The sequence below is a fragment of the Neobacillus citreus genome (assembly GCF_018343545.2).
Lineage (GTDB): Bacteria > Bacillota > Bacilli > Bacillales > Cytobacillaceae > Neobacillus > Neobacillus citreus.
This window is the reverse complement of record NZ_JAGYPE020000033.1, coordinates 34,026-55,257: the sequence shown is the minus strand read 5'-3', so window position 1 is coordinate 55,257 and position 21,232 is coordinate 34,026. Positions and strand designations below refer to the sequence as shown.

The 21,232-nt window shown below is 42.6% G+C and carries 20 protein-coding genes; 18 read left to right on the top strand and 2 right to left on the bottom strand.

What is annotated here, in order from left to right; all coding sequences use genetic code 11:
* Positions 1–426: 426 nt before the first annotated feature.
* From KHB02_RS17415 to KHB02_RS17365, 11 genes are all read left to right on the top strand, one after another.
* The gene (locus tag KHB02_RS17415; protein WP_213143957.1) at positions 427–912 is read left to right on the top strand and encodes an SRPBCC family protein; all 486 of its coding nucleotides are present in this window, start codon (positions 427–429) and stop codon (positions 910–912) included.
* Positions 913–947: 35 nt separating this feature from the next.
* Complete coding sequence (locus KHB02_RS17410; protein ID WP_213143958.1) at positions 948–1,334, top strand: FxsA family protein; 387 nt, start codon at positions 948–950, stop codon at positions 1,332–1,334.
* A 336-nt stretch (positions 1,335–1,670) separates the two neighbouring features.
* On the top strand, positions 1,671–2,588 hold the full coding sequence (locus KHB02_RS17405; RefSeq protein WP_213143959.1) for a DMT family transporter: 918 nt from the start codon (positions 1,671–1,673) through the stop codon (positions 2,586–2,588).
* Positions 2,589–2,869: 281 nt separating this feature from the next.
* A complete protein-coding gene (locus KHB02_RS17400; RefSeq protein WP_213143960.1) occupies positions 2,870–4,927 on the top strand; it encodes a helix-turn-helix domain-containing protein in 2,058 nt (685 codons plus the stop codon).
* A 222-nt stretch (positions 4,928–5,149) separates the two neighbouring features.
* Positions 5,150–5,596 carry a MaoC family dehydratase N-terminal domain-containing protein gene (locus KHB02_RS17395; RefSeq protein WP_277398282.1) on the top strand — a complete coding sequence of 149 codons (447 nt, stop codon included), beginning with the start codon at positions 5,150–5,152 and terminating at the stop codon, positions 5,594–5,596.
* 17 nt (positions 5,597–5,613) lie between these two features.
* Positions 5,614–6,030: a MaoC/PaaZ C-terminal domain-containing protein gene (locus KHB02_RS17390; RefSeq protein ID WP_241113924.1), complete on the top strand. Its 417-nt coding sequence runs from the start codon at positions 5,614–5,616 to the stop codon at positions 6,028–6,030.
* A gap of 36 nt (positions 6,031–6,066) precedes the next feature.
* On the top strand, positions 6,067–7,230 hold the full coding sequence (locus KHB02_RS17385) for a thiolase C-terminal domain-containing protein (protein ID WP_213143962.1): 1,164 nt from the start codon (positions 6,067–6,069) through the stop codon (positions 7,228–7,230).
* Positions 7,231–7,241: 11 nt separating this feature from the next.
* On the top strand, positions 7,242–7,658 hold the full coding sequence (locus tag KHB02_RS17380; RefSeq protein ID WP_213143963.1) for a Zn-ribbon domain-containing OB-fold protein: 417 nt from the start codon (positions 7,242–7,244) through the stop codon (positions 7,656–7,658).
* A 31-nt stretch (positions 7,659–7,689) separates the two neighbouring features.
* A complete protein-coding gene (locus tag KHB02_RS17375) occupies positions 7,690–8,883 on the top strand; it encodes an acyl-CoA dehydrogenase family protein (protein WP_213143964.1) in 1,194 nt (397 codons plus the stop codon).
* A gap of 23 nt (positions 8,884–8,906) precedes the next feature.
* Positions 8,907–10,043, top strand: a complete 1,137-nt coding sequence (locus tag KHB02_RS17370) for an acyl-CoA dehydrogenase family protein (protein WP_213143965.1) — start codon at positions 8,907–8,909, stop codon at positions 10,041–10,043.
* A gap of 46 nt (positions 10,044–10,089) precedes the next feature.
* Complete coding sequence (locus KHB02_RS17365) at positions 10,090–11,652, top strand: class I adenylate-forming enzyme family protein (RefSeq protein ID WP_213143966.1); 1,563 nt, start codon at positions 10,090–10,092, stop codon at positions 11,650–11,652.
* Positions 11,653–11,700: 48 nt separating this feature from the next.
* On the opposite strand, the gene KHB02_RS17360 is transcribed toward KHB02_RS17365, so the two are convergent.
* Together KHB02_RS17360 and KHB02_RS17355 are read right to left on the bottom strand one after the other, a co-directional pair.
* Complete coding sequence (locus tag KHB02_RS17360) at positions 11,701–13,317, bottom strand: MFS transporter (RefSeq protein WP_213143967.1); 1,617 nt, start codon at positions 13,315–13,317, stop codon at positions 11,701–11,703.
* 315 nt (positions 13,318–13,632) lie between these two features.
* Positions 13,633–14,256: a TetR/AcrR family transcriptional regulator gene (locus tag KHB02_RS17355; protein ID WP_213143968.1), complete on the bottom strand. Its 624-nt coding sequence runs from the start codon at positions 14,254–14,256 to the stop codon at positions 13,633–13,635.
* A 252-nt stretch (positions 14,257–14,508) separates the two neighbouring features.
* On the opposite strand from KHB02_RS17355, the gene KHB02_RS17350 reads away from it, so the two are divergent.
* The 7 genes from KHB02_RS17350 (at position 14,509) to KHB02_RS17320 (ending at position 21,166) form a co-directional block, all read left to right on the top strand.
* Positions 14,509–16,080 carry a class I adenylate-forming enzyme family protein gene (locus KHB02_RS17350; RefSeq protein ID WP_213143969.1) on the top strand — a complete coding sequence of 524 codons (1,572 nt, stop codon included), beginning with the start codon at positions 14,509–14,511 and terminating at the stop codon, positions 16,078–16,080.
* 100 nt (positions 16,081–16,180) lie between these two features.
* Entirely contained in the window at positions 16,181–17,347 is a 1,167-nt protein-coding gene (locus KHB02_RS17345) for an acyl-CoA dehydrogenase family protein (RefSeq protein WP_241113923.1), read from the top strand.
* Positions 17,348–17,405: 58 nt separating this feature from the next.
* Positions 17,406–17,921: a MaoC family dehydratase gene (locus tag KHB02_RS17340; RefSeq protein WP_241113922.1), complete on the top strand. Its 516-nt coding sequence runs from the start codon at positions 17,406–17,408 to the stop codon at positions 17,919–17,921.
* Between the two features lie 12 nt (positions 17,922–17,933).
* Positions 17,934–18,374 carry a hotdog family protein gene (locus tag KHB02_RS17335; RefSeq protein ID WP_213143972.1) on the top strand — a complete coding sequence of 147 codons (441 nt, stop codon included), beginning with the start codon at positions 17,934–17,936 and terminating at the stop codon, positions 18,372–18,374.
* Positions 18,375–18,378: 4 nt separating this feature from the next.
* Entirely contained in the window at positions 18,379–19,545 is a 1,167-nt protein-coding gene (locus KHB02_RS17330) for a thiolase C-terminal domain-containing protein (protein ID WP_213143973.1), read from the top strand.
* A 3-nt stretch (positions 19,546–19,548) separates the two neighbouring features.
* Positions 19,549–19,974, top strand: a complete 426-nt coding sequence (locus KHB02_RS17325; RefSeq protein WP_213143974.1) for a Zn-ribbon domain-containing OB-fold protein — start codon at positions 19,549–19,551, stop codon at positions 19,972–19,974.
* Positions 19,975–19,990: 16 nt separating this feature from the next.
* The gene (locus tag KHB02_RS17320) at positions 19,991–21,166 is read left to right on the top strand and encodes an acyl-CoA dehydrogenase family protein (RefSeq protein ID WP_213143975.1); all 1,176 of its coding nucleotides are present in this window, start codon (positions 19,991–19,993) and stop codon (positions 21,164–21,166) included.
* The last annotated feature ends 66 nt before the right edge of the window (positions 21,167–21,232 follow it).

Genomic DNA, 21,232 nt, shown 5'->3' with positions numbered 1-21,232 from the left:
CCCATGTGGTTCCAAAAAATGAGGGGACGGTAAAAATAGAAGCCTTATTTTACCCGTGAGGTCTCCGAAAATGAGAGGACAGTAAAAATAGGAACCTTATTTTACATGTGTGGTTCCAAAAATAGAGGAGGCGGTAAAAATAGAGGCCCTATTTTACCCGTGAGGTCCTCGAAAATGAGAGGACGGTAAAAACAGAAGCCTTATTTTACCCGTGAGGTCCTCGAAAATGAGGGGACGGTAAAAATAGAAGCCTTATTTTACCCGTGAGGTCTCCGAAAATGAGAGAACGGTAAAAATAGAGTCCTAATTTTACCCGTGAAGTCCCCAAAGATGAGAGATCGGAATAAATAGAGTTCTTATTTTTAATTAAACGGCGTTTCTCCTATAATGGAAATAACAATATTTTTTACGGGAGGAAGGAAACCGATGCTAGCAGTCATAGAAAAATCAGAAAATGGCTACATCGCACGATTCGAGCGGCAATTTGATCACTCCGTTGAGGAGGTATGGTCCTGGTTAACGAACAACGAAAAATTAGCCAAGTGGTTTAACGAGCTTCGTGTTGGTGAGCTACGCGAAGGCGGGTTTATGAAGTTCGATATGGGCGACGGAACCTTTGAGAAGATGGCCATCACGGACCTCAAAGATCAATCCGTATTGGAGTTTACTTGGGGAAGCGACATGGCAGTGCGATTCGAACTTTCCACGGAAGCCTCGGGCTGCAAGCTGTTTTTAATAGAAAAGATTGAAAAAATCACCCCTCACACCCCAAAGGACCTGGCCGGCTGGCATGTATGCCTTGATGTGATTAAGGCCCTGATGGAAGGCGAAACCATCGAACGGATGGAAGAATGGAAAAAGTGGTATGAGGAATATAAACAAGCTGTCCGGAAAGTGTCTCCAAATCAATAAAAACTGGAAACAGACACATTAGGAAGGAGAACTTTATGCGGTATTTACTGTTATTAATCATCGCTGTTCCAGCAGCGGACATTGGCTTTTTGCTTCTTTCGGGAAAAACAATCGGGGTCTGGCCTACCATCCTGCTGATTATTTTGACCGGCGTGTTAGGAGCATACTTAGCCAAAAGAGAGGGACTGCAAACCATCAGGAAGGCACAAGAGCAGCTTAGAATGGGACAAATACCGGGCGAAGCGGTTTTGGACGGCATTTGTATCATGATCGGCGGAATCCTGCTGTTAACACCGGGGTTCTTGAGTGACATATTCGGCTTCCTGCTCCTATTCCCTCCAACCCGAAAGCCGGTTAAATTTATTATGATTAACGCACTAAGAAAACGAATAGAAAAAGGCAATATACGAATCATAAAATAGGCAAGGGGCCTGAAACCCTGCTTCTGCAAAAGTTTAATGCGGTAAAGCAGTGGGTTCGGCCCTTGTTTTATTTGAAAAAAGGTATATTTAAAAAAATAAATTGGAGGAATCGAGATGAACGTATCAGGAAGGCTTGGGAAGGATTTTTGAAAAATAACCCCAATTGGCGGGAGTAACATGGCTGAATGCCCCAAAAATGACTCCAACGGTACCAAAATACTAAATTGTGAAAGGCAGTCCTAAATTAAAATCCGCCTCTTCCATATTTTTGAATTGAAACAATGTTATTACCGTGATAACCTTGAGATTATGTAGAAAAAAAGAGGTGAGGGGATTTTGAACATAAAAGCTTTAACCATTGCGTTGTTTACCGTTATGATATGGGGAGCATCTTTCCCTGCCATTCGTGTGATTTTACATGGAGGCTATTCTCCAGGGCATCTAATCCTCACTCGATACCTTATCGCTTCGGCACTATTTGCGATTTACGCGCTATGGCCCGGTGTTAAATTCCGTCTGCCACAAAAAGGGGATATACTGAAAATTGTGATACTGGGGTTTGTAGGGATCAGTATTTATCATATCGGCGTTGCTTTCGGTGAGAAAACCGTAAATGCAGGAGTCGCGGCGATGCTGATTTCGTCAACGCCTATTTTTACTGCCCTAATTGCTCTATTCGTATTAAGGGAACGGCTAGGGTTGTTTGGCTGGATTGGCTTAGGTTTGGGATTTTTGGGAATCGGTATCATTGCACTTGAAACAGCAGGCTCTTCTTTCCATATCTCCAGCGGGGTGTTCCTTCTATTAATCGCTGCCTTGGGGACATCGGTGATGTTTGCCTTTCAAAAGCCTCTCTTGAGACGCTATTCATCGATAGAATTAACAGCCTACTTTACCTGGGTTGGAACGATTCCTTTTTTCATTTACTTTCCGGGATATTTTCAAGAACTACAGCACGCAACCCTGGATGCCCATTTATCGGCTATCTATTTAGGGATTTTTCCAACGGCGATTGGCTATGTCACATGGACTATCGCCCTCTCCTTAGGAAAATCCGGGTCGGTTATGAGCATGATATATTTTGAACCGGTATTCGCCATCCTCATTGCCTGGATTTGGATCAATGAACAGCCAAGCTTCATTTCCATCATCGGGGGCGCAGTTGCCATTGCCGGAGTTATCGTCGTCAACACACTCGGCTCAAAAAATCCTTCCAAAATTGTGAGGCCTGATCCCCAATCAGCTAAAGTTTAGGATTTATAACTTTTGCAAATATACTATAAAAATAGTAGAAAGAGTACCATTTTCGGTACTCTTTCTACTATTTAACCTAGTAAACTCTAATATAAACTGAATTTTCGGGGAATATAATTGATAATACAATGGAGGATATTATAATATGGAATTAGTATTATTGTGAGTTTTTCTAATGCTGCTTGTTGCCTGCAGTAAAATATTTTAAAAAATGAATGCGTTTTCAATATTAATGAAAGGGTGTGAAATCCTGTTTACCTATTATTTAGTAAGCAGGGAAAATGTTTAATCGAAAATTCTTCGAATTATTTTTGAATCAAAAAGGTATCGCAGCCCCTTATCAAATTTGGTTAACTGCACCAGAATTGCCCAATTTTATTCTTATCGAAGGGAGCGGGGAACTGACTGAACAAATCCCGTCTTGTGAACATTCCCAATCTATTCAAGATAATAAAACCTGCCTATCTTTCAACTATCCAGGAAATTACCAGATTACTGTTTGTTTATTTCAACCCCTCACCATTAATGATGCTGATTTTCAACTGATATATCACTTGCTTCATCCTTGTTATGCTCATTATGCTTTGAAAGCCAGCCAATATAAAATCGATAAAATTGTTGAAAGTATCCGTCATACGACCTCGGTACTGGATGTAGAGGATTTATATTCTACTATTCTTGCCAATACCATAGATGTCATCCCTCATGCGGATTTAGGAACATTATGGTTTTATGACCCAGCCCTTAATCGCTATGTATGTAAGGCATCGGTCGGTAATGTGATACCAGGGATCCGGAAAATGCGGTTTGGGGCTGACGAAGGTTTCGTAGGTTATGCATTTAAACTAAGGGTTCCAGAGTTGTTTACTAATCTATCAAAGCTAATGGATCAAGACAAATGGAGAACTTCAGATGAAAATAGCCGCCATTGGGATCATCGGCTTGCTTTTCCTAGAAATGTGAAATCAATGGTGACAGCGCCAATTATGATTGATGGCCGGGTAGAATGCGTGATGATCTTATGTCAGATAAAAACGAAAATGCTGTTGACCGAACAAGATTTACAATTACTGCAAGGGTTTACCGCACAACTCGGGATCGCGATGAGAAATGCACGGCTTTTTACCAACTTAAAAAAGCAAAATGAGTTATTGGTCAAAAGGGATGATATACACTCTACGTTTACCAAACTTTCGCTTCAAAATATGGGAGCGAACAGAATGATAAGGGAATTGAGGCGAATGATTGATTTGCCTATCTTTTTCGTAGATTTGATTGAAAATGAAAGTATACCTGAAACAAAAGGGCTTCCTGACCAGAAAGCTTATAAGGAGTTATATAACTACTTATCATCATTGGGTGAAAAAGCTCCTTATGATGTGGTTGAGTCCGAGTATGGAAGTCATTATTTATACCCAATTCGTACGGGAAATGTCATTCTTGGCTGCTTAATCATCCGGGCTAGAAGGCAGCTAAACACTCTCGACCAAATAGCATTAGAGCAAGCCCATTCTATACTTGCGCTAGAATTAGTGAAGAAGCAAAATTTAGTAGAATTCTATTATAAAAAGAAACGGGAACTATTTAATGAAATCCTCCAGATTAAAGATGTGGAACTCCTCCAACTAAAAGCAAGGGAACTGGGAATCAAAGAAAATGCGGATTTAATTTCTGTCATTTTTCAGTTTTATGATTTTGCAGAGCCTCAGGTTCTCGAGGCACATGTACACCGTTTGATTACCCAAATAAAAACGGAATTGTCACCCTATATTCAAACAGTGTTTGGTTATAACAATGAAGTAACCTTGTTGGCAGGTATACCGAAATCCTCTCAATTTGCGGTTATAAAGAAAAAGCTTACTAAATTACTAGTGGAATGGACAAAGAATAATAATATTCAATTAGGTGCAGGAATGGGATCACTTTATAATGGCATTCATTATATTGAAAAATCCTATAAGGAAGCAAAAAATGCCCTTGCCTACCTGAAGTCCCGTAAGCTGTCTGGGTGCATTGAATATTCCGAGATTGGCGTCAATCGGCTGTTTATCAATCAAAATGGGGAAGATCTCGACCGTTACGTAAAGGACGTGTTTGATCCTCTTAGCTCCAATCAAGGGAATAATAATATACTGGAACAAACTTTACTGACTTATTTTGAGTGTAATCGATCAGCTGCTCAAACTGCCAAGAAACTGCATGTTCATATTAATACTCTATATCATCGCCTGAAAAAAATTGAAGAGACTTTACAGATATCGTTTGAAAGTACAGAAAATGTCCTTCGTCTTCAGCTCGCTTGTTATTTGAGAGAATCGTTCGGAAGGATTGAAAGTTAAAACAGGAGAAGGTTGACCTTCTCTTGTTTTTTTATTGCTTTTTAAATACTAATTCCCCCTTTTATGCCAACAAAAATTGATGATGCGTTGTAGATTTTTACAATGGAGAGGTCATTTTTTTATAAAACTCTACATTGTCTCCTTATTCCAATCTATTTAAAATTATAAATATACCAAATATTCAGGCACTATTTCTAAGAAAATACAAACCGGGAAGTGATAATGGTGAATCTCGATAAAAGTATGGTCGGTGTTAAAGGGGAGCTATTCACTTTTGAAGTAGAGAAACGGCACATCCGCCAGTTTGCTCAGGCGATTGGAGATGGGAATCCTTTATATACTGATCAGGAATTTGCAGAGCAAACATTCTATGGCGGTTTGATCGCACCGCCAACGTTTCCGATTGCGATAGGCTCTGAAGGGGGCGGCTTGCCTATTAAACTAGATGAGCGGAGAATGCTTCATGGTGAACAAGAGTTTATTTATTACCGGCCGATTCGATCGGGAGACTGTTTGTCCTGCCAAATAAAAGTATCGGACTTATATGAAAAAGAAGGCAGAAGCGGTACGATGCAGTTTTTAGTTATTGATACGGAGATGAAGGATGAAGCAGGTAATATGGTCGCTATCAGCCGGATGAACATTGTCTATCGACCATTGCCGAAATGAAAGGAGGCTATTGTAGCGTGCTGGAATTTAAAGAGCTTAAGGAAGGGAAAGTGCTGGAACCGTTAATGAAGGAGCCGGTTACAAAGGTACAATTGGTTCAATATGCTGGGGCTTCTGGTGATTTTAACCCGCTTCATACAGATGATGAGTTTGCTAGAAGGATTGGAATGGATGGGGTAATCGCTCACGGTATGCTGATAATGGGATTTTTAGGCGAATACGTGATGAAGCTGGCAGGAACAAATGCAGAAATAACAAGGTTTCGCATGCGCTTTGCGGGAATGACCCGGCCAGGGGATGTGATCTCCTGCTCCACCGTAGTTGAAAAGGTTTATGAAGAGGAAGGCGGGCAGTATGTCAGCTTGTCCCTAACAGCTTCAAAATCTCCGGAAGAAACCGTTGGATCTGGTCAAGCTGTATTAAGATTTCATTAAAACAAGTTGATTAATAGAAAAAAGGAGGTTTTATAGATGGGTAATATATCTAACCGCTATGCCATTGTTGGCGTTGGAGAAAGTGAACGGTCAAAGAATTCGGGGAGAACACCGCTCCATCTGGCGTTAGACGCCGCCCGGGCAGCGATTGCCGATGCGGGCATCAGTGCTACGGAAATTGATGGATTCATGAGCTATCAGGAGAATGATTCCTGTACTTCCCATCAATTGGCCACTTATTTAGGGGTGAGACCTAAGTATGTCAAAGATATTTCCGGAGGAGGAAGCAGTACGGAGATGTTAATTGCCGATGCGATCGGATTGATTGAAGCCGGCATGTTAAACACAGTCCTCATTTACCGTTCCATGAATGGTCGTTCAGGAGTCAGAATGGGCGGCGGCGGCTGGGATGTCAATATGCTTCAAACAGCTATCGACGGCGGAAGCTTTATTATTCCTTACGGGGCAGGAGGTCCTGGACAGTGGTTCGGCTTATTTGCCACCCGGCATATGCATGAGACAGGCATTAGAAAAGAGCATCTTGGCCATGTGTGTGTCAGCTTTTATGAACATGCACAGCGGAATCCGAAAGCTTTTTTCCATGGCAAACCACTAACGATGGAAGAATATTTGAATACTCCTGATTTAGTGTTTCCTTTTAACCGACATGATTTCTGTCTTGAATCAGATGAAGCGAATGCCATTATTGTTACTTCTGCTGAAAGAGCAAAGGACTGTAAGTCAAGACCTGTTTATATTATGGGAATATCGGCGCGTCAATGTCACCCGCATACCCATTATTGGTCCGATTTATCTCAAGTAGCCTCCGATTATGTAGCTCCGGAAGTCTATAAAATGGCTGGTGTTAAGCCGGAAGACATACAGGTGGCATCGATTTACGACTGCTATAGCTGGGTTGTCTTAAGGCAGCTTGAGGCATACGGCTTCGCACCTCGTGGTGAAGTGGGGGATTTTGTTGCAGAAGGGAATTTGAAAATGGGCGGCAGGCTTCCTTCGAACACAGCCGGCGGAATGTTATCTGAAGGATATACACATGGCATGAATAATGTCCTTGAAATCGTAAGACAAATCCGCCATGAGCACAAAGGGACAGAACGCCAAGTAGAAAACTGCGAAATCGGAATTTGTACAGGCTGGGCCGGTCCGGATATGGCTGGTGCTATGATTCTTAGAAACTAGGAGGGATTTTAATGAGTTATCAAAAGCCAATACCGTTAAAAAATCATGATAACCATCCTTATTGGGATGCGGCAGACCGACATGAACTTAGCTTGCAAAAATGTGAAAGCTGCGGGGAATATGCCCATCCACCAGGCCCAAGCTGTGCCAGGTGCGGGAGTTCCGAGCTCAGCTGGGAAAACCTTGGCAGTGACATTAAAGGAACAGTTTATTCCTATATCGTTTCTTACCGGCCTTTTTTACCAGGATTTCAAGACGATATTCCGCAAATCATTGCCATCATTGAACTGGAAAAGGTACCGGAGGTAAAGATTATCGGTAATATTCTTGAATGCAAACCAGAGGAAGTAAACATCGGTATGCCCGTTCAAATGGTTTGGGTCGATATAACGGAAGACAGAGCACTTCCACAGTGGAAAACGGTTTAATAAAAAAGATCCGGGAGGGGGATGTCACTATATGGATTTTTCTTTTACGAAAAAGGAAGAAAAATTTCGGTCTGTGCTAAGAGAATGGTTGGAGCAAAATTTACCTGAGGGATGGTTAGAGGGGAAGAGAGCCCTTCCTGAAGACGAAAAAGAGTATGCACAGTTTTTAAGAAATTGGCAGAAAAAATTATATGAAGGCGGCTGGGCAGCCATCGCTTGGCCAAACCAATACGGCGGAAGCGACGCAACTTTAATGGAAGAAATCATTTATCAGCAGGAAATGGTCCGTGTAAAGGCACCGCCACTTATTAATTACGTTGGCATTCATATGGTTGGTCCAACCTTGATTCAAATAGGAACGGAGGAACAAAAGCAAAAATACATCCAAAAAATGCTCACCGGGGAAGAGGTTTGGTGTCAAGGATATTCGGAGCCAAACGCAGGGTCAGACCTTGCCGCACTCAAAACAAGCGCGGTGAAGGATGGAGATCGTTGGATCATTAATGGCCAAAAAGTATGGACAAGTTATGGCCATTTGGCTGACAAATGCTTCTTGCTTGCGAGAACCTCTAATCATGAGAAAAAACAAAAAGGCATCACGGTATTTTTGGTAGATATGCATCAGCCTGGTGTTGAAACGAGACCTATCATCCAAATGGATGGGGAACATGATTTTAATGAAGTGTATTTCAATGATGCTGTCGCCTATGATGAGGATATTGTGGGTGAAGTCGATGAAGGCTGGAAGGTTATGATTACCCTGCTCATGCACGAGCGGACGGGGATTGGTGCCCAGCTGTTTACACTGGAACAGCAATTTGGTGATTTTGTAAAGCTTGCAAAAGAGCTTCAGGATAATGGACGCCCATTAATTAAAGACCCCTTTGTCCGCCAAAGGATGATTGACCTTTACACACGAACGCGAGGTGCGCTATTAAACTATTATCGCAATTTAACAACAACGATCAAAAGAGGCTATCCTGGTGCAGAAGGCTCGATGGATAAACTTCTTGTGAGTGAACTGACAAAGGAAATGTTTTCTTACGCAGTATCGCTGCATGGACACCAGGGATTATTGTGGAAAGAGGATGCAATCGTGGATTCATTCTGGCAAAAAAATTACCTTTATTCATTTGGAATGACAATCGGCGGTGGAACGAGTGAAATTCAGAAAAATGCGATTGCCGAAAGAATTCTCGGTCTGCCAAAGGATATGGGACGCTAATCGAATAGGAGGTGCAGAAAGATATGGATTTTTCATTGAGCCAAGAGCAGGAAATGTTTCGCCATTCTGTCCGTAAATTTTTGGATGGACACGGACAAACCAATATCGCTAGGGATTTTATCAAGGAAGAGGTTAAATCATTCGCGAAAGCATTCACGGGTTTAGCGGACCTCGGGTGTACAGCCATCACCATTCCGGAGAAATATGAAGGGGCTGAACTTGGAGCACTTGATCTGGTTCCAGTCCTTGAGGAATTAGGGCGTGCCCTTTTGCCGGGACTTTATTTGGAAACGGTTGCCTTCGCCGCTCCGTTAATAGAAAAGTACGGAACGGAACAGCAAAGGCAAAAGTATTTGCCGCAGATTGCAACGGGATCAAGAACGGTTACACTTGCCTGGCTGGAGCCGAAGAGAGGCTATCATCCCGATGAGGTACGAACTTCTGCTCAAACGTTGGGAAGCTCACTTGTCATTAATGGAACAAAATCGTTAGTCCCAGAAGGGGAAACTGCTGACACATATTTGTTGCTAGTGCGCTCCTCGGACGGAATAGATGGAGCGGGACTGTCGTTAGTATTACTAGACAGGGAAGAAATAAATGCAGCAACACGCAAGCAAAAATGTTTTGATGAAACCAGACAGTTGGCTGAAATAACGTTCGAAAATGTGGCTATTTCGACCGAGCAACTGTTGGGGGAAATCAATCAAGGCTGGTCCATTTTACAGGAGGGTTTGCTTCATGTAAATGCAGCTTTGTGTTCACTGATGGTTGGGGGAATGGACCGGCTGGTCGAAATGACTACAGAATATGCGAATATTCGCGTTCAATTTGGTCAGCCGATTGGCCGCTTCCAAGCGATTAAACATCGAATTGCTGATATGAAAACAGATTTGGAGACTGCCAGGTCGTTAAGCTACTACGCCAACTGGACCCTTGAAACGAATGCGGCAGATAGGGAAGCGGCAATCTTTAGCGCACGTGCTTTTGTTACGGAAGCTTATATTCGCATAGCCTCCCATAGTATCCAAATTCATGGAGGGATCGGATTTACCGAGGAGCTTGATTGCCAGCTTTATTTAAAACGAGCGCGGTACTATGAAAATTACCTTGGCAGTATTCAGCAATATAAGGAAAGAGCAGCAGTGGCTTTAAATTGGTAAAAGTTCATGAATCTATAAAAGATGAATTGGATCGAGGAGGAATATCATGCTGCTGACGGATTTGATTGAACACACAAAGAAACAGTATGGGGAGTATCCCTTTTTATATCATGGTGAAAAAGTCTACACCAACCTGGAAGTTGAGGTAATCGCTAAGAAAATAGGGATTCTCTTAAGAAATCATGGAATTTCCGATGGTGAAAGAGTTATTGTTAGTATGCAAAATAATCCAGAAGTGATTTTTTCTTTTCAAGGCATCCTTCATGCCCGTAACATTGTCATTCCCGTCATGTATGTTTTAAATCCTAATGAAGTGCATTATATTGTCAATGATTCGAAGGCAAAAGCGATCTTTACATCTGCACAAGTTTTACCAAAAATCATAAGTGCTGCTCAGAATTTAACCCACCCTATTAAATATTTTGTTATTGATGAAATAGAAGACAGGGAGGCGTACCAGGGTTACGAGATTATTGAGTTATATCCTGCCATCGAACATATTGATATATCGGAAGAGGTATTGGAAGATGCAAACGAAGAAAACGTTGCTGTCATTCTTTATACTTCCGGTACAACAGGGAGACCAAAAGGGGTCATGCTTACTCATAAAAATCTTACAGTCGGTCCGATGAATGCGTATGAAATGAAATTAACCCAAGGAAACACTGAGCGTGGTACAACCATTGGGGTTTTACCTTTAGCACATATTTATGGTTTTGGAGCTATGATTACTAATCTTATTTTAGGTGATTCCATCGTTGTATTTTCAAAATATGATTTAGAAAAAGTATGCCAAGCGATTGAAACCTTTAAGGTTAAACAATTTGCCGTTGTTCCGGCAATGGTTCATGATTTGGCGTTTAGTTCCATTCCTAACCAATATAATCTTTCTAGCTTAGAATTTGTAAACTGTGGATCAGCTAATTTGCCGCTCTCTGTAATCGAAGGCTTTGAAAAAAGATTTAATGCGGAAATACGTGAAGCGTATGGACTTTCAGAAACGGCAACTGGCGGTGTTTCCGGTCATCGGGACGGTGTGCCGATCAAACGTGGTTCTGCAGGTACACCTTATCCTTATGTGAAAGTTAAAATTGTGGACCAAGCAGGGAATGAACTTCCAAAAGGAGAAATTGGCGAGATTATCGTCCAAGGGGAAGCCATTACACCCGGATATTATGGTTTGCTGGAGGAGACGGAAAGAACGATTAGAGATGGTTGGTTATACACCGGTGATCTGGCTATGATGGATGACGAAGATTACATTTATATTGTAGACCGTAAGAAAGATTTAATCATTCGCGGTGGTTTTAACATTTATCCTCGAGATATAGAAGAAGTTTTAAGTAATCATGATGCGGTTTCGGATGTCGCCGTAATTGGCCTGCCTGATGAAAGAATGGGAGAAGAGGTTGTCGCTTGCGTGGTGATAAAGCCTGGGAAAGAGGTAACAGAGGAGGAAATCATCCGTTATACGCAAGAAAAACTTGCAAAATATAAATCTCCGAGACGAGTTCTGTTTGTGGAAAATCTGCCTAGAAACGGTGTTGGAAAAATATTGAAGAGGAAGTTAAGAGACGAACTTCAAAAACTGGATTTAAGTATCTCTTAATCATAAAAGATGCCGCTAAGCCATCGAGTTAGCGGCATCTTTATATTATTATAAAGCTTCTGTTTCCAAATTATCGTCTATTTTTGGCGGGGTTCCTGCTTTATTTCTATTAATGGAATGGGGACTCGCTTTTTTATTCGGAATAAACAGGCTAATTAGAATGGAAAGGACGAAAAAGCCAATGGTAATGAAAGCGAGAATCTGCAAGGCGTCAGAAAAACCTTCCGTCTTAGCTGCTGTCAGTAAATCTTCAAACTTAATCCCGAGCGATTGTAACTCATTGGTGAGCCCTTCATCGATTTGACTTCCTCCCGTACTTCCTGCTTGCTCAACCGCAGTCATAAGACTTGCCTTGACCCCCGCCTGTTCTGCCTGATTCAGTAAAGCAGTTTGGGTAAAACTAGTGGTCAGGGTTGTAAAGATAACAATCCCCGTAACCTGACCAAAAGGAGCGCCAAAGTCCCTGATGAATTGAAATAGAGACGATCCGGCCGCATATTTTTCGGCTGCCATTTCCCCTAATGCGTATTTGATAATAAGCGGAGTATTCGCTCCCATTCCAAATCCAAAGATGAAGGTTAAGATAAAAATAAAATTAAAGGCTGTTCCTGTATTTACTGAAAATGCGTATACGAATAAGGTAAGAACGGGCAGCAAAAGGATAGAAATTAATAGTTTTTTTCCGTTAAATTTGTCTGAGAGTTTTCCATAAATCAAGTTTCCGAGGAAGGCAGAGCTATAGATAGCCGTGTAAAACCAGCCTGTTTCTGCTACATTCCCGCCAGGTCTTGTCGTAAGAAAAAAGTTCATGGCATAGATGAATAGCTGATAGGCCGCTACAATGACCAAATTGGCTACTACTACTACGGTGAATAATCTGCTTTTTAATAGTGAGACCTCAATCAGCGGATTCGCCTTTCGGTTTTGCGTAACCCATATTAATATGGCTGATAGTATACCGACTGCCAGCGTTCCTAAGGTGATTGCCGATGCTGCGCCGTAATTTCTTACAAGCGTTGAAACCGTCAATAAACATCCAGTCGCAATGATAATCAAGATGGTTCCAATAATATCAACGGATTTGCTGCCTTCACCCTTTGATTCTGGAACTAGCGCCAAAATAACAAAAAAGCCAATGGCGGTCAGTCCTCCGCTCACCCAATACACAATAGGCCATCCATAAATACTGATTAAATAACCGGCAATTACCGCTCCTGTTGTGGAAGCCAATGCTTGAAAAGCAGAAAAAATTCCAGAAGCGGTTCCACGTTTTTCAGGCGGGAACAGGACTCCGATGTAAGCGAGTGCCACCGGCAGGATGCAGGATACTGAAAATCCTTGTACGACACGTGCAGCCAGGAGGAAGGAGAAGGTGGGGCTTAAAGCGGCTGCGAACTCAGAGATGGTAAAGATAATCATCCCAAACAAAATAACGCGTTTCCTGCCAATTCGGTCTGCGACTCTTCCTGCAAGCGGATAGAAGGCCGTTGAAGTGATATAAAATGACAGAATAATCAAGCCGGCCAAAAATGGAGGAACCTTAAAATGCTGAGCGATGATCGGAACTGCCGGGGCTTGAAATACCATGGCTTCGATACAAATAAACGCCCCAAATACTAAAGCAACAAACTGGATCCATTGTTTTCGTGTTACCGTATTTTCCACTAAAATTCCCCCATTAAATAGAATCATATCAGTAAACCACTTTGATTAAAGCGCTTTCAAACGGCGCAAATCTAGGTTCCAACATCACTCTCCTTTCCTTCATTGCTTTGATGATCCCAGAAAAATTATTTCTGACTATTCTGTTAACAGATTATAAATAGGAAATACCTCCTGTATCAATCATTAAAAATACAAGAAATGTTGCTAAATCAATATAAACCCAAAAAATATTGAAAAAAAGCAAGATTTACAACATAAATGAAGGATTTGTTGGAATTCTTCCAGAAGGCGGAATCTTGTTAGGCAAAAGGTCAATTAGCATGAAGTTGAAGGCTGTAAATAGGGAATGTATGGTTTCATGGTAAAGATTTTGGTCAGTTCTTTTGCAATAAATTCTGGAGAGTATTTTAAATCTGTGATAACGACCCAATGATAAATAAATCCAATCACAGCAGAGGTAAGATAACAGGCAAAAAAGCCTTTATTAAGATTAAGTGGATCTTCACGGTCTGGGTGGTTTTCAATTTCCTTTAAATAAAACTTATATAAGGTATCTGAAAGACGCTGAGCTAATTGCGGTACACGCTGATTGTTCAGCATTGTTTTGTAGTAATGGGCATGTTCAGCTACATATGTAAAGAGCTGAATTGTTGCATGGGTGGGTCTGGCATAACCATTTTGGCATGGATCGGTAATGGAGGGGGATTCCTGCATGCTTTTCATCATCCCTTCAATTAATTCATTAATGATGCATGCTAACAGCTCTTCCTTGTCACAAAAATGGGCGTAAAAGGTAGATCGATTTAGATCCGAACGATTGATGATATCCGTTATCGAAATTGCTGCGAATTCCTTTTCGCTTATCAAGGAAATGAGAGCATCCTTCAGCATTTGTCTTGTCCGTGCAACTCTCCGGTCTACTTTTCTTTTTGTCTTCAAATTCATCACTCCTTACTATTCTAGATTTCTGCTAATAATCCCCAAAAGGTTCCTCCGCAATGATTTTGTTTTTTCAAGACGAAAGAGGATTGTTTGTAAGATTTTGTCATTCTGTGTAATTTAATGATTTAAATATTTTTAAAATTTAATATTGCTATATTCGTAATTATATATTATTATAATCGCAATAGCAATGATAATTCAGAAAATTAACACAACTGAGAAACCATTTTTTTAAAAGGAGGGGATAGGGTGAATGCTTATTTGTTATTAAATATTGCCGGCAGCATTGTTCCTGAGCAGGAGATCGTGACGTTTGGCAATCAGTGTCAAACGTACTCACAATTAATGAACCGCACAAGCCTTCTTGCAGCTGCACTTGCTTCATATGGAATCGGACATGGCGATAGAGTCGGCATCATAACAACCAACTGTCCAGAATCAGTTGAGGCCTTTTTTGCGTCCTTTCAAATAGGGGCAGCAATTGTACCGATCAATTACCGTGCAAAGGCTGATGAATTGGCTTTTATGCTGAAGGATTCTGGCGTAAAGGTTCTGATTGTGGAACAACGTTATGCTGAGATGCTTCAGCCGTTGTTAGCTGAAACGGGGATCGAATCCGTCATTTGCATTGGAGGGGCACACCAAATCGGTCCGGATTATGAAGAAGTATTAAAAAGAGTCTCAGAACCGTTATTTGACTTTGCCGATGTTGACTCCAATGATTTGGCCGTCCTTTTGTATACAAGCGGCACCACCAGCAGACCAAAAGGGGTCATGATTACAAACGACCAGCTAACCACCTATGTCATGGGCCATTCGGAGGCAGCTGATGGCACGCCGAAGGGGTCTTCCATCATTTGTGTTCCAAGCTATCATGTTGCAGGTGCTACAAGTATTTGCAACTGTATCTACTCCGGACGGCGATTGATTCTGCTGCGCCAATTTGAAGCAGACGCCTGGTTGCATGCTGTAGAGAAAGAAAAAGCTACCCACTCTTTTTTGGTACCGACCATGCTCAAGCGGGTGATGGATCATCACAACTTTCAGTCAACTGATCTAAGCAATTTAGAGAGTCTCTCTTACGGGGCAGCACCGATGCCTTTTCCAGTTATTCGCCGTGCTATTGATCTATTTCCACCTACGACCAACTTCGCAAATGCATTCGGGATGACAGAAACCACCTCCACCGTCAGCGTCCTTGGGCCTGACGACCACAAGCTGACAGGAACACCTAAGGAAATTAACAAAAAAATCCGCAGGCTGGCATCAGTTGGAAAGCCGCTTCCTGGGGTTGAAATCATGATTCTTGATGATGAAAACAAGCCTGTGGAAACTAATACAATCGGCAATGTTTATGTCTGTACGGAAAGAGCAATGAAAGGGTATTGGAATCGTCCAGATGCCTCTAATGAAACGATTGTAAATGGCTGGATTAACACAAAGGACATGGGGTGGCTGGATGAAGATGGATACCTATTTTTAAGCGGCCGCAGTTCTGACATGATCATTCGCGGCGGGGAAAACATATCACCTCAAGAAATCGAGGATGTTCTCCTCGAGCATCCGGAAGTATCGGATGTAGCTGTTATTGGCACACCATCTTTAGAGTGGGGCGAGGAGGTTATGGCTGTCGTCGTAAGCAATAATCCGGAAGTGCCGCCAAAAGTGGAGGAACTCGCTGAATTTTGCCGGAAGAAGCTGGCGAGCTTTAAATGTCCAGCAAAAATTGAATTTGTTCAGGAACTCCCGCGGACATCTTCGGGCAAGATTCTTAAAAGGGATCTTCGGGAGCAATTTATCGGTGAAACTGTGAAACCATAAACTCGAAATCCTAGGGTCTTAAATTTTTTAGTAGAGGACTAGACCGAGAAGTCATTTAAACTAGCAATCTATTTTTCAAAAATAGGAAAAGAAGGTGAAAATGTTGCGTTTTGATTTAACGGATGAACAGCGAAAATTGAAAGAAGAAATTCGCACGTATTTAGACAGCCATATTACACCCGAACTCCTGAACGAGCTAAAGGAAAATCCGGATGGCGGCCCCTTGTGGAGCCAATACATTAAGGAACTTGGCGAGGACGGCTGGCTTGGGATCGGCTGGCCAATTGAATATGGAGGACAGGGGAGAACTCCGCTTGAACAATATATTTTTTTGGAGGAAATAGAGCGGACTGGTGTAAACATCCCATTTATTACCCTTGAAACAGTAGGGCCTACTCTAATGAAACTGGGGACAGAGGAGCAGAAAAATTACTTTTTGCCGAAAATTCTAAAAGGTGAAGTAGAAATTGCGGTAGGCTACACGGAACCTCAGGCCGGAACGGATCTTGCTTCGTTACAAACAAGGGCGGTTAGAGATGGTGACTCTTACGTCATCAATGGACAAAAGGTTTTTACAACCAATGCTCACATGGCTGATTACATCTGGCTGGCGGCCCGCACCGATCCGGATGCACCTAAACATAAAGGGATTTCAATCTTCTTAGTTCCAACCAGTTTGCCAGGTTTTTCAGTCACTCCGATGAATTTGATTGGGGAAAGATCGAATGTTTCTTACTATGATAACGTTCGGGTTCCGCTAAGTGCACTTGTCGGTGAGGAAAACAAAGGATGGGAATATATTACAACCCAGCTATCGTTAGAGCGTCTGATGTTGTCAACGTATTCAAGGATGGAACGAATGATCGAAGAGACGATTACATGGGCCAGTGAAAATGAGTTTGATGGTGCTCGTGTGATAGACCAGCCGGGGGTGCGTGACAGCCTTGCTGAATTGACTGTTGAAATGGAGATTCTTAGATTGCTAAACTACAGGGCAGCCTGGGGACATTCGAATGAAAAGGCTGCACCTTACCGGCCATCCATGAACAAGGTGTTTGCAGCAGAACTTAATCAAAAGGTGTTTGATACGTGCATGCAGGTTATGGGGATGTTTGGTCAAATGGAGACGGGTTCCGAATGGGCGGTAGCTGATGGATACGCCCCAGAACATGCGAAGAAGCGTTTGGTGTACCTATTTGGCGGCGGCGCTAATGACGTTCAGCGTGACCTTGTTGCCCGATTTGGTCTTGGGCTGCCTAAGAGTTAAGTCTTTTGAAAGCGCTGGCAATCCAGAAAACTTAATAGATTTCAAGGAGGAAGATGAAATGCCCTTAACGGAAGAAAAAATGAGGGAATTTGTTGGTATTGATTCTGAACTGATCGAAGGGCCTGATCAGGTTTGCAAGCAAATGATTCGACATTGGTGTGAGGTAATGGAGGACACTAACCCGTTGTATCAGAATGATGAATATGCTGATAAGTCAAAATATGGCGGGATCATTGCTCCTCCCATGCAGGTTCAAGTATATACTATGAGCCCGCTATGGCCCAAGGCAAACAGGGAGCCGAATTCGATGGAACTTTTGGTGGCGGAATTGGCAAAGCAGGGTTATTCATCCATTGTAGCCACTGAACAAGGGCAGGAATATTTTGCTCCAATGAAGCTTGGGGACCAAATCAGCTATACGATTTCCGTCGATAAAATTTCGTCTGAAAAGCAAACGGTACGAGGTCCGGGTTACTTCGTTACGTTCCTCTACAAGTTCTATAATCAGCGCGAGGAACTGGTCTGTAAACAAACCTTTACGATCTTGGCCTATAACGCCATTTCAAAAGAATAGGAGGGGGATTTAATGAACGTTTTAAGTCAAGCTGCCATTACATGGGATGATGTTGAAGTTGGCTATGAGCTGCCAGTGCATGAGCGAGAGATTACCGCTGCTTTAGTAGTCGGCGGAGCAATTTCAGCGACGCATGATTATGCGGATGTCCACCATGATTACCATGCAGCCCGTAAGGCTGGGGCTGACAATGTATTTATGAACATTCTAACGACAAATGGTTTAATCGGGAAGTATCTTACTGATTGGTCCGGGCCGACCGGTGAACTAAAGAGCATTGTCTTAAGGCTCGCTGTTCCTAATTACCCAGGCGATCGAATGACCATCATCGGAAGCGTGACTAAAAAGTATCAGGAAGATGGACAGAACCTGGTTGAGGTGGAGTTTACCGGTAGAAATTCACTTGGCAACCATGCATCGGGCAAGGCTGTCGTAGCTCTTACGAGGAGGTAATAGTATGGAAAATATTCGTGATAAAACAGCGATAGTAGGTATTGGTCAGACAGAATTCAGTCGTAACTGCGGGCGGACAGAGCTGCAAATGGCGCTTGAAGCCATTTTGGCCGCTGTTGAAGATGCTGGTTTAAAAGTAGAAGATATTGATGGAATGGTTAACTACACGCTTGATTCAGCCGAACAGGTTGAAATTGTTCGGGCTCTAGGGATTCCAAACCTAAGTTTCTTTAGTAAGATCCCATACGGCGGCGGAGCGAGCTGCGGGACAATCGCCCATGCTGTTGCTGCTGTAGCATCTGGTATGGCAAATACGGTTGTATGTGTACGTTCCATCAGAGACGCGTCAGGACCAGTAACATATGGTGATTTTGAACCTAATAGGGTCGCCGGTGATACGTATATGGGAATGTATCACCCGTATGGTTTGCTTACCCCGGTTGCCTGGGTAGCGATGTTTGCCCAACGTTATATTCACCAATACGGTGTAAATGACGGCCAATTAGGGTGGGTGTCACTTGTCAATCGTGAAAATGCCAACCGCAATCCTAACGCGATGTTCTACGACCGGCCGCTGTCGATGGAAGAATATCTAGCTTCACCAATCAATGTTGCTCCGTTAAGAAGACATGACTGCTGTTTAAGTACTGATGGTGCCATTGCGGTAATTGTTACGTCGGCTGAACGAGCTAAGCATTTAAAGCATCGCCCCGCCTATATTTCCGGAGCAATTCAGGGAATGTCTACAAACGGCGAAGTGATGACCAGCTATTATCGCGATGATATCGCATTCCTGCCTGAAGTCGAGGCGTATGGAAACCTGTTGTTCAAAATGGCCGGTGTAACGCCAAAGGACATTGATGTAGCGCAATTTTATGATGCATTTAGTCCACTGGTTCCAATGCAATTGGAAGCACTTGGATTTGTGGGAAGAGGCGAGGGTGTTGCTTATTGTGAAGGTGGACACCGAATTCGTCCTGATGGCGAACTGCCAATCAATACATCTGGCGGACTTATGTCGGAAGGATATCTTCATGGGATGAACCTTATAACAGAAGGCGTCCGTCAAATTCGCGGAACTTCCACAACACAGATTGCAGATGCTGAGCATGTTTTAGTTACAGGCGGTCTAGGTGTTCCAACAAGTGGACTGATTTTAAGAAGGAGGTAAAGAATGATGGTACGTTATAATCCGGAAGCAAAGATTCTCAAGCCTCAAATGAATGAAGACACAAAAGATTATTGGGCGCTGCTTCAAGAAACAAAGAAATTACATTTACAAAGATGTAAGCATTGCCAATCCTATATGCATCCACCTCGCCCGGTTTGCCACAAATGTCGAAAATTTGATATGGAGTGGGTTCCGGCTGATGGCAAAGGAACAATCTATAGCTACGTTGTTTATCAGCGGTCAACCTTTCCTACCTTTAAAGTCCCTTATGAGGTTGTACTTGTAGAGTTGGAAGAAGGGGTACGTATTGTTTCCAATATGATAGATTGTGAGCCTGATGAATTATTCATTGGAATGCCCGTTGAAGTAGTGGTAGACCAGGTTACGCCAGAACTAGCACTACCTAAATTTAAGCGGCGAAACACATGATGAGAGGTGTGAAGCAATGGAATTTGGCTTAAATGAAATTCAAGAAGAGTTCAAGAGTACAGCACACAAATTTTTTAAAGAAACGTGCTCCATTTCTGAGTTAAGAAAAGTTGAAACGCTTAATAATGGATTCTCACCTGCTCTTTATAAGGAAATTGCTGAATTGGGTTTTCTGGGGCTGATTATTCCAGAAGAATATGGCGGAGTGGGCGGAAGCTTAATGGACTTGGCTATAGTGGTGGAGGAGGCTGGGTGGGCAGCGCTTCCAGCTCCGTTTCTTTCAACCATTTCATATGGTGTAATCCCGCTATTAGAAAATGGAACAGAAGAACAAAAGCGAATGCTGCTGCCGCAAATTGCTGAGGGAAAGCTTATTTTTACTGGAGCGATGTCCGAGCCAAAAGCCCATTATGACTTAAGACATGTAGCTGCCTTAGCAGATGCTGATGGTGATGGTTACTCCCTTTCTGGTAAAAAGTTATTTGTGCCTTTTGGCGAATCAGCTGATTACCTGCTTACATTAGCAAGAACCTCCAGTGGCCAAAGCGTTGGAGAGCAGGGATTGAGTCTTTTCTTGGTAAAGGGCAGTCAGCCTGGCATCCATTTTAAGCCGCTCCCAGCCGTTGGGCCAGACCGCCTTTATGAGGTGGAGTACCAGAATGTTACCCTTTTAAGCTCAGACGCCTTAGGTGATATAAATAATGGATGGTCTGTAACGCAGAAGACAATTCAAATGGCTGCTGCTTTACAATGTGTTGAAATGGCGGGTGTACTAAGAAGGGCTCTGGAAGTAACGAATGACTATGTAAAAGAGCGCCGCCAATTCGGACGCCCTATCGGCAGTTACCAATCTGTTCAGCACCGCTTATCAGACATGTTTACCATCGTGGAAGGCGGACGCTTGGCTGCCTATCAGGCCATTTGGCGATTAGAAGCAGGTTTGCCGGCGGAAAGAGAAGTGTCAATTGCTAAAGTTTGGCTTGGTAAAGCGGGACAAAACGTATTAACAGGAGCGCATCAATTGCATGGGGGGATGGGGATTGATCTCGACTATCCGCTGCAATTCTGCTATCGCCGATTTAAGAGCCAGCAGTTGAATTTAGGCAATGCCTCAGCGTTTTTAAAGCAAATCAGTCAATCTTTAGGAAAACAATCAAATCCTGCAATTGATTCAATAGCCGTTCGTTCTTAATCAGGATCTAAAATAAGTTGATTGGGACATATTGTACTCAGCATGAGTGATGTCCCTCTTTTTTAT

What these genes read in the sequence shown, in the direction of transcription:
- KHB02_RS17395 (WP_277398282.1), top strand. Translation starts at nt 5,150, where the DNA reads ATGGTGAATCTCGATAAAAGTATGGTCGGTGTTAAAGGGGAGCTATTC.
- KHB02_RS17385 (WP_213143962.1), top strand. Translation starts at nt 6,067, where the DNA reads ATGGGTAATATATCTAACCGCTATGCCATTGTTGGCGTTGGAGAAAGT.
- KHB02_RS17320 (WP_213143975.1), top strand. Translation starts at nt 19,991, where the DNA reads ATGGAATTTGGCTTAAATGAAATTCAAGAAGAGTTCAAGAGTACAGCA.
- KHB02_RS17340 (WP_241113922.1), top strand. Translation starts at nt 17,406, where the DNA reads ATGCCCTTAACGGAAGAAAAAATGAGGGAATTTGTTGGTATTGATTCT.
- KHB02_RS17375 (WP_213143964.1), top strand. Translation starts at nt 7,690, where the DNA reads ATGGATTTTTCTTTTACGAAAAAGGAAGAAAAATTTCGGTCTGTGCTA.
- KHB02_RS17370 (WP_213143965.1), top strand. Translation starts at nt 8,907, where the DNA reads ATGGATTTTTCATTGAGCCAAGAGCAGGAAATGTTTCGCCATTCTGTC.
- KHB02_RS17400 (WP_213143960.1), top strand. Translation starts at nt 2,870, where the DNA reads ATGTTTAATCGAAAATTCTTCGAATTATTTTTGAATCAAAAAGGTATC.
- KHB02_RS17330 (WP_213143973.1), top strand. Translation starts at nt 18,379, where the DNA reads ATGGAAAATATTCGTGATAAAACAGCGATAGTAGGTATTGGTCAGACA.
- KHB02_RS17335 (WP_213143972.1), top strand. Translation starts at nt 17,934, where the DNA reads ATGAACGTTTTAAGTCAAGCTGCCATTACATGGGATGATGTTGAAGTT.
- KHB02_RS17345 (WP_241113923.1), top strand. Translation starts at nt 16,181, where the DNA reads ATGTTGCGTTTTGATTTAACGGATGAACAGCGAAAATTGAAAGAAGAA.
- KHB02_RS17365 (WP_213143966.1), top strand. Translation starts at nt 10,090, where the DNA reads ATGCTGCTGACGGATTTGATTGAACACACAAAGAAACAGTATGGGGAG.
- KHB02_RS17325 (WP_213143974.1), top strand. Translation starts at nt 19,549, where the DNA reads ATGATGGTACGTTATAATCCGGAAGCAAAGATTCTCAAGCCTCAAATG.
- KHB02_RS17415 (WP_213143957.1), top strand. Translation starts at nt 427, where the DNA reads ATGCTAGCAGTCATAGAAAAATCAGAAAATGGCTACATCGCACGATTC.
- KHB02_RS17410 (WP_213143958.1), top strand. Translation starts at nt 948, where the DNA reads ATGCGGTATTTACTGTTATTAATCATCGCTGTTCCAGCAGCGGACATT.
- KHB02_RS17380 (WP_213143963.1), top strand. Translation starts at nt 7,242, where the DNA reads ATGAGTTATCAAAAGCCAATACCGTTAAAAAATCATGATAACCATCCT.